The organism is Corynebacterium pelargi (genome assembly GCF_014635485.1).
GTDB classification, from domain to species: Bacteria; Actinomycetota; Actinomycetes; order Mycobacteriales; family Mycobacteriaceae; genus Corynebacterium; species Corynebacterium pelargi.
Genome location: NZ_BMCX01000001.1, coordinates 798,774 through 811,215 on the forward strand (window position 1 = coordinate 798,774; position 12,442 = coordinate 811,215).

A 12,442-nucleotide genomic window follows, 5' to 3' on the forward strand; every position below is an offset into this window, starting at 1 on the left:
ATGATGTAGCTCCTAGCCTAATCCTCACTCCAGCAAGCGACTCAAGGCTTTGGAACATCTGGGCGGATACCTGCTTGAAGAGCAGCAATGATGAATTCGGTTTTGGGCGCGACCCTGTGCTGATACAGGTCTTGGGACTGCTCGATCTGAGTGACCTCTTGGGGGAGGTATTGCTCTAGCAGCTCACGGTTTTGGGCAAGCAGCTTGTTTCGCTGCTCATTGCGTGGCTCGATTCTGTAGCTTTGCAATCCAAGGCTGAGGGTGATGGCGGTATCGCCGATGAAATCCAGGGCATACAGCACGGTATCGCGGTCAAGCCCGGAATCCTCGAAATCCTCCAGCACCTGCCCCAGCAGCCTCATGCCATGCACTTGAGGGAAGGGATAGGTGTAGAGCGTCAGTGCCAACCCTGGGTACGCCTCGCACAGATCCCAGCAGTAGCGCGACCAACGCTTGAGCTTGTCTGGCCAAGCAAGATCCGTTTGCTGCCAGGGGTTTCTGGCAAGAATCTCTTTGAGGCAAGCCCCAACGAGGTCGTCGCGGCTTGCAAAGAGGCGATACAGGCTCGGAGCACCGACGCCCACCCGCTCTGCCACGGCGTTCATGGTGAATCGGTCGATGCCGATCGAAAGCGCGGCATCAACCACGTCGTGGGTGGAAAATTTGGGCTTAGGCCCGGTTTTTCGCCCCGGGCCTGCTGGTGTCATGTCAGTGACCATCCTTGAGCTGCGTGTCTGCGTTGCCAGAACTGTTGATAGGTGCCGTCTTGGTGCAGCAGCTCCTCGTGAGTTCCCTGCTGACTGATGCGGCCTTGATCATTGAGCACCACAATATTGTCAGCGGATTCGATCGTGGAGAGCTTGTGGGCAATCACCACCAGTGTAGAGCGTTGACGAAGGTACTCAAGAGCCTGGACCACTCGCTGCTCATTGGCCGGGTCGAGGGCGCTGGTGGCTTCGTCGAACAGGACGATGGGGGCGTCTTTGAGAATTGCCCTGGCAATAGAAACGCGCTGGCGTTCCCCACCGGAAAGCGCGCGGCCCCCCTCGCCTACCGGGGTATCCCAGCCTTGGGGCAAACGCTGGATAATCTCCTCCACGCCTGCAAGACGGGCCGCGTGCCGTAATTGCTCTTCACTGGCATGGGGGTTGCCCACCAAAATATTGGCCCGAAGGGTGTCATCGTAGAGATACACATCTTGGAATACCCACGCCAATTGGCTCATAAGCTGGGCCAGTGCCTGTTCTTCTACACGCACCCCACCCACGAGCACCTCGCCGTGATCAACGGGATAAAAGCGCGCGATCAGCCGGGCGATCGTTGTTTTTCCGCTGCCGGACGGGCCGACGATGGCGTTGAAGGAATGGGGAGGAAATGCAAAGGAGACATCCCGAAGCACGGGGCAGTCCTTGGTGTATGAAAAGCTCACATTGCGCATCGCGATGGCACCCGGCTCAGTGATCCTTCGGGTGCGCTCGGGATCTTCGATGATCGGCTCGTCGAGAAGCTCAAATACCTGCTCAAGCAGCGGTTGCGAAGCCTGCACGCCCATGCCCAATTGGCCAATCTCATTCAAGATGGTGGTAAAGCGCAACATGATGCCGATGAACACGATGGTGGCCACAGGATCTTGCAGCCCGGTGCCAACGCCTACGGCAAGCACCATGGCGAGCACAGCGACGTTCTGGGCGGCGGTGCCATTAATCAATTGACCCAGCAGACCCCACCACAGCGCCTTCGAGCTTCGCCGTTCGCTTGTGTTGATCGCAGCCTCAAGGGGCTGGAAAGCCTGGGCCTTACCGCAGGCTCTTAAGATCGCTTGATTTTGGGCAAACTCAACCAACCGGCTGGCCACTTCCCTATTTGGCGGATCGGTTAGTGCAGAAGAACGACGTTCGCAACGATTGGCCAGATACGCCGCGAGCACCACCACCGGCACCGTTGCACTGAGAATCAAGCCCATCGTTGGCGCCCACACCCACGTGCCTATCAGCAGCACCAACATGGTGCAGGCGTGCATGATCATCGGGGAATACATGTGGGCAAAAGATTCGCCCAAGATGAGCATTTGGCGCGATACCAAGCGGGAGAATTCACCTGCGCTCTGCGGCTTGAAATAGCCCAACGGCAGGCGGGAGACGCGCTGGCCGATCTTTAAGTGAATGCTTGCCACCACGTCAATGGCAACGCTGTAGTTGGCAATTGCCAGGAAGTATTCCAATACCGCCGAGATACAGGCCACAAGCGCCAATACGAGCAGCCACTGGCTAAAACGAAGCCCCCATACTGGATCCCCGCTGACCAAGCTTGCGGCTCCCGGCAAAAAGGCCACCAACGCGAGGCCGCGAATGACACCGCAGATCAGCGATAGCACGAACATTCGGCGGAGGTGCTGCTTGCCCTCGACGGAAAGCAATTGGGCAACGCGGCGGAGAAAACTGGGCGAAAAATGTTGGGTAGCAATCATCGTGTGCTTCCTTCCCAGAGAGCCATGTAGAGCGGTTCTTCACTCACTTCTTGTGGTGTGCCCTTGGCGCTGATCTTGCCGTTTTCCATGATCACCACTTGATCGACGTGCCGAACTGAGGCCGGACGGTGCGCGATCACCAGCACTGTCTTGGGGTGCTGGGGGTTATGGACTAGGGCGCTTAAGGCCTGCTGAATCTGTGCTTCGGATTCGGGATCGGCAAAGGCAGTTGCCTCATCCAAGATCAGCACCGGGGTGTTCAACAGCAGAGCCCTGGCGATGGCGAGTCGTTGACATTGGCCACCCGATAGGTGCGTATCGACGCCATAGATCGTGTCGAGCCCGTGCGCCAAGGCCCGAATCTCGTCGGCTACCTGGGCGCTTTCGAGTGCCTGCCAAATTTCTTCATCGCTGGCGTCCTCTTTGCCAAGCGCAACATTGTCGCGAATAGAAAGACTCAGGATCTGTGGATCTTGCAGCACGAACCCCACGTGCCGATACAGCGTTTCCGCCGGCCAATGACGCAAATCGACTCCCCCGATGCGGATGCATCCTTCATCCGGGTCGCTAAAGCGGGCTAAGAGCGTTGCCAGTGTTGTCTTGCCTGAACCGGAAGGCCCGATCAGGGCTGTGGTGGTACCGGCTTCTAGGTGCAAAGAGACGTGATCGACGGCCTTATGGGCGCCGTAGCTATAACTGACATCCACGAAGTCCACGGATTGTCCCTTGATGCCTTCGGGGAGTGCAGCAGCACTGGCGGCGTCCTGGGAGATTTGGGGGATATTCAAAATGTTTTGAACACGAAGTGCCGCGCTGCCAGCAATTTGCAGCGACCACGCCATGTTGGCCAAGGTTTCGAAAGCCTGCGGGATGGCTAAGGCGACGATGGTGGTGGGGATGAGGTCTGTGGCTTGGGCATGGCCGCTGCGGATCAGCAGTGAGCCTAGTCCGAGATTGACCAACACGAGCACCGAGGTGGAAATGGCGACATAGGACATCGCAGAGATCCGCAGCATCGGGCCACACCAAGCAAGATAAAACTTGTGAAAGTCTTTGGTGGCACGATCGTATCTGGCGTGCGCCTTACCGGTTTGACCAAAGGCTTTGACCACCGAAATGCCCGTGACAAACTCCACCATGGTGGCGGAAACGTGGCCGAGACGAGTATCCATCTCAGCGGTTTTCTCCCCCATGCCCCTCATGGTGAAGGCCATGAGGCCGAGGTAGACCGGAAGCGTGATGATGGCGAGTATCCCCAACATCCAGTTGAGATAAAACACATAGGCCAACAGCGCCAAAGGGCTCACGATGGCCACGGTGCTATCGACCGGAGCATGTGCAACCACCGCGTGGATTTCTGCGGTGTCATCTTGGACCGCTTTTCGCACCTGACCGGAATTGGTGCGCGAAAACCACGACAGCGGGGCTTGTGAGAGGCGCTGGGCGATCTGGCGTTGCAACAGGTGCCGCAATTTCACGTCTGCGAAATGCGAGACCGTTAAGGCCACCAAATACACCACCAGCCGGGCAACGAAGAGCCCAATCAGCAGCGTGAGCGCCGATTTCACTTCGCCTTCATTACTGCCCTGAGCTCCTCCTTGGCCGAGCAAGGCCTTAGCCAACCACACCAAGGCGATATAGGGTCCGACGCTGAGCACAGCCGAGATAAAGGCCAGGATCCTTGCGATGGCCAGTTCTAAGGAGATTGGACGTATGAGCCTTTGAAAGGCTTTTCTTCCCGCCTTATCTTTTTCCCGGCTACTCACCACGTCGGGCTCGTCGTAGGTGGTGTCGGGACTGATGCTGCCGGTACTCGTGGTGCTTTGTATGGTGTCGCTGTTCATGCGTCTTCACTCTCATCCGAAGCTTGCCAATCCGGTGCCGCCATAGCGAAGGGGGCATCGCCTTCTCCTAAACTGAATGGCGTTCACTATTAGCTTAGCCCTGCCTAACTCTTAAGGCTATTCGCTGTTATCCACTACCCCCAATGTGGCCACCGAGAGCTAAGCCCGGCATCACCTCAAGGAGGCGCTGGCTCCCACGCACCTTCAACCGCTGAGACCCTTAAGACTCCCCGCCCCGAGCCCCAAGCCCCTACCTTCTCCCCTGCCCCCTCCCTTGTCCTCGCCCACAAGCCACGCCCACTGACTAAAGGATGAAAACAAAGAAAAACCCCTGCTCCTTTTTAAGGAACAGGGGTTTTATTCTGTGGAGCTAACGGGATTCGAACCCGTGACCCCCACACTGCCAGTGTGGTGCGCTACCAGCTGCGCCATAGCCCCGTGCTTGTGCACTTGCAACATCATACGCATGCCCTCACCAATGTACAAAACCACTGGTGAGGGCATGGAAATTGCTTAAACGTTATTCACCCATTCTGCAGGATTGCCCTCGATGTGCTTGCCATCGACGAACACCTGCGGGGAGGAAACCTTGCCGAGCTTGCTTTCGAGTTCCTTGGCATTTGCCTCGGCGTGCTCAACGAGCTCTTCACGCAGGGCGTAGTCGCGAATCTTTGCTACGGCATCCTCGGAGGCACCGATTTGCTCTGCGGCATCAGCGAAGTCATCAGCGTTCCACTTGTTGTAGATGCTGCCCTGCTCCTTGTACAGCAGGTCGCGGTATGCCCAGTAGGTCTTGGCGTCGCCATCTTGCGCGATAGCAAGGGCAGATGCACCAGCGAGGGTGGAGTTGCCATCGGTGGCAGGCTCGCCATCGGAGCCGTCCTTATCGTCGAGGAAGTTCAGGTCGCGGATGTTCAAAATGACCTTGCCTTCGTCGAGAAGCTTGCGGGTTTGCTCATCGGTTTCGATGGCGAGGTCACCGCAGTGAGGGCAAGAGTAGTCTTCGTAGATATCGACAACCTTGGCGTCCTTGGCTGCCTTATCGGACTTCAAGGTGATGGCATTGCCGTCGACTGCGACGTTGAATGCAACGTCTTCAACCGGGTGATCGGCGAATTGGTTCTTGGCATTTTCGCGACCCTGCATCACGATATAACCAACCACAGCTACGACCACAACAACTAGCGCCACCAAAGCCCAGACGAAGCTCTTGGACTTTTCGTTCGGATTTTGAATCTTGTTTTTGCTACTCACTGCGTATTGCTCTTCTCTCCTCGAAAATGTTTCGCCCATTTTAACCCGTATGAAATGCTGGGCGAAACGCCTACTATGAATACAACGCGAAACGTCGATACGGCCTAAGAACGCATATCAGCGACATGGCAATAAAGAGGATGTCTCGCAGAATCGTCCACAAATAATCCATGTGGCCGGTCGCCGAAGCACCAAAACAACCGCAGTCGATGCTTAGGCCCCTCGCCCATGCCTGGGCAATGCCGACGATAAAAAGCAGCAGCACTACTGCCGATACTTTCCCTGCTTGACGCAGGAAGATGCCGAGAAGCAACACCACACCGCCGGCGATTTCAAGCGGCCCGATTACTTGGGCAATCCACTGCGCCCAGGTGGGACTGAAAATGTCATAGCCTTCTACAGACTGTTGCGTGCCCACCGGGTCAGTGGATTTTTCAAAACCTGCAAAGATCCAAATAAACGCCAGGCCAAAACGCGAGATAAAACTCAGTGCCTCAAGGATCCACTGAGCAGCAGGCGCGCGATTGCCGGTATCTGCATTGCTGGTATCGGCATTACTCAGTGTTGCTGCCACGCGACCCTCCTTTCCTTAACTTGTTGATCTAACCACAACATGTGCTCGCACCAAAACATACCCGCTTCAGCCGCAAGTAGAATGCGCGACTCAAGCGGGCAGATTCCTCACACGTGAGGCTTAGCTTTGGCCAAGCACCTCGGATACGAGATTCTGTGCTGCTTCTTGTACCTGCTTGAGGTGATCCTCACCGCGGAAAGACTCAGCATAAATCTTGTACTTATCCTCCGTGCCCGAGGGGCGAGCAGCAAACCATGCGCTCTCGGTGGTGACCTTCAAACCACCAATCGCTGCACCATTGCCCGGCGCCTCAGTCAGCTTGGCGGTGATCTTTTCGCCTGCCAATTCAGTGGCACTGACCTGATCCGGTGAAAGGGCCTTCAAGATTGCCTTCTGCTCACGGTTGGCCTCTGCATCGGTGCGCGCATAGGCGGGAGCTCCGTATTGTTCAGCCAATTCCGCATAGCGCTGCGAAGGCGTCTTGCCGGTCACGGCGGTGATTTCAGAGGCAAGCAGATCCAAGATGATGCCGTCTTTATCGGTGGACCACACCTGGCCATTGTGGCGAAGGAAGGAAGCACCTGCGGATTCTTCGCCACCGAAGCCAACGGAACCGTCGATAAGCCCAGGAACGAACCACTTGAATCCCACGGGAACCTCGACGAGCTTTCGCCCAAGATTGTCCACCACACGATCGATCATGGAAGAAGACACCAAGGTCTTACCCACTGCCGTGTGCTCACCCCAGCCCGGACGATGGGCAAACAGGTACTCGATTGCCACGGCGAGATAGTGATTGGGGTTCATCAGCCCAGCGTCGGGAGTGACGATGCCGTGGCGATCGGCGTCGGCGTCATTGCCGGTGGCAATGTCATAGCGATCGCGATTATGCACCAGCGAGGCCATGGAATGCGCCGAGGAGCAGTCCATGCGGATCTTGCCGTCGGTATCCAAGGTCATAAACCGCCAGGTGGCATCCACCAGCGGATTCACTACCGCCAAGTCAAGACCATATTTCTCGCCGATGGCACCCCAATAATCCACCGATGCGCCACCCATCGGGTCAGCACCGATCGAAAGCCCGGCGTGCTTGATGGCCTCAAGATCAACCACATTGGGCAGATCCGCAATGTAGTTATCCAGGTAGTTGTACTTGCGCGTGCGTGGATCCAGCACGCCGCTCACACTGCTGCGCTTGACTTCCTGCAGCCCGCCACGCAGCAGCTCATTGGCGCGCTGCGCAATCCAGTCAGTGGCATCGGTATCTGCCGGCCCGCCATTGGGCGGGTTGTATTTGAAGCCACCATCGCGTGGCGGATTGTGTGAAGGGGTGATCACGATGCCGTCGGCGCGCTTCGGATCGCTTCCTGTCACCCCGCCCGAAAGTGCGGCGTTGTGCTGCAAAATTGCGTGCGATACCGCAGGGGTCGGGGTGTAGCGGCCGCGGTCGTCGACAAGCACCTCGATGTCATTGGCCAGCAGCACCTCAAGTGCCGAGATCATCGCTGGTTCGCTCAAGGCGTGGGGGTCGCGGCCGATAAAGATCGGGCCGCCGATGTCGTGCTTGCGGCGATAATCCACGATGGCCTGGGTGGTGGCCAAAATGTGCTGCTCATTAAAGGCAGTGTCCAAAGAGGAACCTCGGTGCCCGGATGTGCCGAACGCCACCTGCTGATCAGGGTTTTCCGGATCGGGAATTCGGGTGTAGTAGGCGGTTACCAGCTCGGCAATGTCAATCAAATCTTCGGGCTGGGCCACTTGACCTGCGCGGGGATGTGCCATATCTGCTCCTTATATGTGGCACCGGTTGATCCTTTCGGTGAGCAACCGGACGCACCAACATTTGCGATCACTTCCCCATCTTTCCCCCTTTTGGCGTTTCTTGCATGGCTTTGGCCGAAGAACACATCATTAAGTTTGGCCACATCAGTTCTAGAATGACTAACCATGCGCATTCTCAAGTCCCCGGCCCTCGGCATCGCCCTTGGCGCCGCCTGCGGATCACTCTTGCGCGCAGAATTACTCGTCCTGCTGCCCGGATTGTGGATATTGGTCTTGATCAACGTCCTAGGAAGCTTCCTCATGGGCAGGCTTGCCCCGCCGGCATGGCTTGGCACGGGAGTTCTCGGCGGCTTTACTAGCTTTTCGACGTTCACCGCACTCCTGAGCACCACGAACTCATTGCTTGCATCTGCCCTATTCCTTTTCAGCACCGTGATCGGCTGTGTTGGGGCATGGTTGCTGGGATCCCGTATGAGGCAACAAGCATGACTGCAATCGACTTGCTCGCTATTGCCCTCGGTGGTGCGCTCGGAGGCCTTGCACGCTGGGCATTAAGTTTCCTCGGCCCAATTCGCGGCACCCTGGCCGCCAACACCCTCGCCTGCGGGCTGCTCGGACTATGCATGGCCATCGGCATCGAGGGGTTCTGGGGCGTATTCCTTATCACCGGGGTTGCGGGCGCTTTTTCCACCTGGTCAACCTTGGCCAAAGAACTCGGTGGATTGATTCAAGCCGCTCAAACCACCAGCGCCGCCGTGACCATCATGCTCAATCTCTTTCTGGGAGCCTTGGCATTTTGGGCAGGCGGCGCCTTCGGGGCGTGGTTGCTTTAGTCCACCATCGCCTCCAGCGGTGGTGTGCTGGCTGCTCTTTGCGCTGGCCACAACGCGGCGATCACACCAACGATCGCGGCACCAAGCAGTACCCAAAGGATTTGGGTTGTTGGGACGGTGAGCGCATCAAGGCCCTGGCTTGCCAGCACCTTCAAAAACGCAGTTCCGATTCCCACACCCAGTGCGACACCAAGCAGTGCGCCATAGAGGGCAATTTGTACCGACTCGAGGGTGATCATGCCCCGAAGCTGACGCTTGTGGATACCGACGGCGCGCAGCATACCGATTTCTTGACGACGCTCAATCACATTCAGCGCCAGCGTGTTGATAATGCCGATGACGGCGATGATCACCGCAAGACCCAGCAGGCCGTAGAGGATATTCATGATGTTCTTCACCATCCCTGCCTGCTGATCGGCGAATTCCTCCGGGGTTTGCACGCGCACATACAGCGATCCGGCCACCGCTTGTTCAAGGTCGTTGCGTAATTCCTCTTTGCTGCGGCTTCCATCACCGTTGACAAACATTGCCACCACCGCTGTAGTAGCGAATTTGTCATTGAACGTGGACTGCGAAGCAGTGATCGGGCTGGCCACCTTTGATGCAGCAAAGGTGCCGCTGAGCTCTATATCGCCGATGGGCACGCCATTGCCATTAAACAGCGGCACGCGCTGGCCGATCTGCCAGTTGCGTTGCTTGGCCACTTCCTCGCTTACCACCATTCGATCTGGCTGGCTAAGGTCCGTGTCGCCTTGAACGCCTTCCATAACGAACACATCGGCAATGTTGCCGTCCATAGTGGATAGGAAGCCGGTGGGGCTTTGCATCATTGGTTGCGCCGGCGGCTCTTCTAGCGTTGCCAGAGCGTAGGACAATTCGCTTACATTGGCTACCCCTGGTACCTCTTTGACCTTCTCAATGGCGTCTTCGGGCAGCGGCAATTCACCGGTGCCTGGGCCCATCAAGATGTAATCAACCTTGATCTCGTTTTCCGAGAGATCCCGGATGCTGTTATCCAACGTGGCCGAGAACATTGAAATCAGGGTCACCAGTGCCACGCCCAGGGTCAAGGCGAAGGCGGTGGTGGCGGTGCGCTTCGGGGTTCGACGAGCATTCGTTTGCGCCAAACGCCCCACGGAACCGAAGGGGGCGCCAACGACCTTGCCAATGCCGCCAACGATCGGGATGGATGCCGCAGCAGAGGCAAAGAACACGCCCAGGATCGCGGCGAAAGCACCGACGCCAACAAGGATTGCCCTGGTTTTGGTGGGCTCTTGATCCAGGAGTACGCCTGCCAGAGCAAAGGCGATGCCGGCCAGCAGCAACACAGCACCGCCGATGGTGCGCATCTTCAAGCGCTCATTTGCACCACTGCCCTGGCGCATTGCTTCTACCGGGTGCACCGCAGAGGCGCGCCTAGCCGGTGCCCATGCGGAGATCACGGTAACGAGAACGCCGAGGACGAGGGGCACAATCACCGAGCGCGGAGTCACACCGAAGCCCATGCCGGAAAGTTCCACGCCCATCGCGCTCATGAGCGCACGGATGGCCGCAACGAGCCCGATACCGCCGAGCACACCCAGTAGCGAGCCACTAATGCCGACGATGATCGCCTCAAAGGTGACGGAGCGACGGAGCTGGCCACGCGAGATTCCTAGGGCACGCAGCAGCGCAAACTCCTTAGTGCGCTGCGCTACGAGCATAGAGAAGGTGTTGGCGATGATGAAGGTGCCAACCACCAGGGCGATAAGGCCGAAGGCCACCAAGAAGTAGGTGACAAAGGCCATGGATTCTTTGAAGCTGCCGGTGACGTCGTCTGCAAATTGCGTACCGGTGCGCACTTCAAGGGCAGGGAAATTCTGCTTCAACAGATCCACGGTGGCAGTATCGGAAAGCTCATCGCTTCGTACCAGCAACGTCGAGATACCGCCTGCGTCGTAGCGGCCGAGGAAGGCCGGTTCTGCCATGAGCAATTTAATGCCGGGTTCGCCCACGCCCTCGTCGGTATAGGTGCCGCTGATGGTGTAGGTAAATTGCCCATTCGCGCTAACGGCGATGAGCTCATCGCCTACGTCTAAGCCGAGCATTGCTTTTTGGGACTCGGGGATGGCGACCTGGTTTTCGCCTTCCGGTGCCGCGCCACTTTGGAGCGTGACCGTATCCACGACAGCCTCATCACTATCGGGGGCTGCTTCGTACCACACCCCCACGGAGGTTTGCATGCCTCCGGTTGGAAGTGGGCTATCTTCCCCGGCTTTGGCGATCACCACCGAGGTGGTGTCGTGCACAAAGACGGTGGATACCTCAGGCAGGGCTCGCGTGCGGTCGAGGTCTTCTTGGCTAATGGGCTGTTGATTGCCCTTGACCACGGCGTCGATATTATAAAAAGCCTTGTTCAGGGCCTGGTCAAAGGTGGCACTGAGCGCACTGGTAAACATCAGGGATCCGGCCACGAAGGCGGTACCGAGCACCACCGCGATGACGGTGAGCCCGAAGCGCACTTTGTGGGCCATCACTGAGCGCCACCCAACGCGCCACATGGCTGATTGGGAGGCCACTTAGATCAGCTCCTCTAAACGAGCCATGGTGCTATAGACCTGCTCGGTGGAAGGCGACTGGAGCTCGTGCACGATTTGACCATCGGCCAAGAAGATCACGCGATCAGCAAAGGAGGCGGCCTTGGGGTCGTGGGTCACGATCACCACGGTTTGATCGAATTCATCTACCGCCGCGCGCAAAATGGAGAGCACCTGGGAAGAGGAATTGGAATCGAGATTGCCGGTTGGCTCATCACCGAAGATAATTTCCGGACGTGCCACGAGCGCCCTGGCACAGGCGACGCGCTGTTGCTGGCCACCCGAAAGTTCGGAGGGGTTGTGCTTGAGACGCTGATCCAGACCTAGGCGCTGGGTGATGTGCTCGAACCATTCCCGATCTACCTTCTTGCCCGCAATATCGAGCGGCAGGGTGATGTTCTCCTTAGCATTGAGCGTGGGAACGAGGTTAAAGGACTGGAAGATGAACCCGAGTCGATCACGCCGCAGGTTGGTCATGTCTCGGTCTTTGAGCGAGGAGAGCTCAGTATCACCGAGATAGACTTTGCCGCCCGTAGCGGCGTCTAGCCCAGCCATGCAGTGCATCAGGGTGGATTTGCCTGAGCCGGAAGGGCCCATGATGGCGGTGAATTCACCTTGGTTGAATGCTACGTCGATGCCTTTGAGGGCTGCGACGGCGGTGTCTCCATAGCCATAGACTTTGTAGAGCCCTTCTGCGCGGGCGGCGGGTACGTTGTGGGTCATACCCGTTATTATTCCCTACCTGAATCCTTTTGTCTGAGGCGGGGTTTGGATGCTCAAAGGCACCCTAGATATAGCAAAAACGCACCCTGGTGGGGGTGCGTTTTTGGTGTTGTGAAGTTGTTGGTCGGCGGTGTCTTACTCTCCCACACCCTCCCGGGTGCAGTACCATCAGCGCTATCGGGCTTAGCTTCCGGGTTCGGAATGGGTCCGGGCGTGACCCCGATGCTATAACCACCGACACGATTTTTATTTGTTGTTGTGTTGGTTTGCCTGTTGGGGGTGTTGTGTCAGGACTGCATAGTGGACGCGAAAATGTGTAGCACACTGGTGTGTGTTGTGTGGGTGTGTTTTGGTGTGTTGTTCGGTGGATTAGTACCAGTCACCTGCAT

The 12,442-nt window shown here is 57.4% G+C and carries 10 protein-coding genes, 1 tRNA gene and 1 rRNA gene; 2 read left to right on the forward strand and 10 right to left on the reverse strand.

Features of this window, described 5'->3' with window-relative positions:
* Nucleotides 1–41: 41 nt before the first annotated feature.
* The 7 genes from IEU99_RS03605 to pgm form a co-directional block, all read right to left on the reverse strand.
* Nucleotides 42–707 (reverse strand): TetR/AcrR family transcriptional regulator, encoded by a 666-nt coding sequence (locus IEU99_RS03605; RefSeq protein WP_128889298.1) that lies wholly within the window; start codon nucleotides 705–707, stop codon nucleotides 42–44.
* Nucleotides 704–2,467, reverse strand: a complete 1,764-nt coding sequence (locus IEU99_RS03610; RefSeq protein WP_128889297.1) for an ABC transporter ATP-binding protein — start codon at nucleotides 2,465–2,467, stop codon at nucleotides 704–706. Before IEU99_RS03610 ends, IEU99_RS03605 begins: the two co-directional genes overlap by 4 nt.
* Nucleotides 2,464–4,311 (reverse strand): ABC transporter ATP-binding protein, encoded by a 1,848-nt coding sequence (locus IEU99_RS03615; RefSeq protein WP_128889296.1) that lies wholly within the window; start codon nucleotides 4,309–4,311, stop codon nucleotides 2,464–2,466. Before IEU99_RS03615 ends, IEU99_RS03610 begins: the two co-directional genes overlap by 4 nt.
* A 365-nt stretch (nucleotides 4,312–4,676) precedes the next feature.
* Nucleotides 4,677–4,749, reverse strand: a tRNA-Ala gene (locus tag IEU99_RS03620).
* A 75-nt stretch (nucleotides 4,750–4,824) separates the two neighbouring features.
* The gene (locus IEU99_RS03625; RefSeq protein WP_229718361.1) at nucleotides 4,825–5,565 is read right to left on the reverse strand and encodes a DsbA family protein; all 741 of its coding nucleotides are present in this window, start codon (nucleotides 5,563–5,565) and stop codon (nucleotides 4,825–4,827) included.
* A gap of 73 nt (nucleotides 5,566–5,638) precedes the next feature.
* Complete coding sequence (locus tag IEU99_RS03630; RefSeq protein ID WP_229718380.1) at nucleotides 5,639–6,067, reverse strand: MauE/DoxX family redox-associated membrane protein; 429 nt, start codon at nucleotides 6,065–6,067, stop codon at nucleotides 5,639–5,641.
* Between the two features lie 192 nt (nucleotides 6,068–6,259).
* A complete protein-coding gene (gene pgm / locus IEU99_RS03635) occupies nucleotides 6,260–7,921 on the reverse strand; it encodes a phosphoglucomutase (alpha-D-glucose-1,6-bisphosphate-dependent) (RefSeq protein ID WP_128889294.1) in 1,662 nt (553 codons plus the stop codon).
* Between the two features lie 165 nt (nucleotides 7,922–8,086).
* Here pgm and IEU99_RS03640 point away from each other — a divergent pair, with 165 nt between their 5' ends.
* Both IEU99_RS03640 and IEU99_RS03645 read left to right on the forward strand, forming a co-directional pair.
* A complete protein-coding gene (locus IEU99_RS03640) occupies nucleotides 8,087–8,410 on the forward strand; it encodes a CrcB family protein (RefSeq protein WP_128889293.1) in 324 nt (107 codons plus the stop codon).
* The gene (locus IEU99_RS03645; RefSeq protein ID WP_164931133.1) at nucleotides 8,407–8,754 is read left to right on the forward strand and encodes a fluoride efflux transporter FluC; all 348 of its coding nucleotides are present in this window, start codon (nucleotides 8,407–8,409) and stop codon (nucleotides 8,752–8,754) included. The genes IEU99_RS03640 and IEU99_RS03645 overlap by 4 nt, the downstream gene beginning before the upstream one ends.
* Here IEU99_RS03645 and IEU99_RS03650 read toward each other — a convergent pair.
* The 3 genes from IEU99_RS03650 to rrf all read right to left on the reverse strand — a co-directional run bounded on the left by IEU99_RS03650 (nucleotide 8,751) and on the right by rrf (nucleotide 12,292).
* Nucleotides 8,751–11,312: an ABC transporter permease gene (locus IEU99_RS03650; RefSeq protein ID WP_229718362.1), complete on the reverse strand. Its 2,562-nt coding sequence runs from the start codon at nucleotides 11,310–11,312 to the stop codon at nucleotides 8,751–8,753. The two genes, IEU99_RS03645 and IEU99_RS03650, sit on opposite strands and share 4 nt — an antisense overlap.
* Complete coding sequence (locus tag IEU99_RS03655; protein WP_128889291.1) at nucleotides 11,313–12,053, reverse strand: ABC transporter ATP-binding protein; 741 nt, start codon at nucleotides 12,051–12,053, stop codon at nucleotides 11,313–11,315.
* A gap of 122 nt (nucleotides 12,054–12,175) precedes the next feature.
* Nucleotides 12,176–12,292: ribosomal RNA gene (gene rrf / locus IEU99_RS03660) — 5S ribosomal RNA — on the reverse strand.
* Nucleotides 12,293–12,442: the final 150 nt, after the last annotated feature.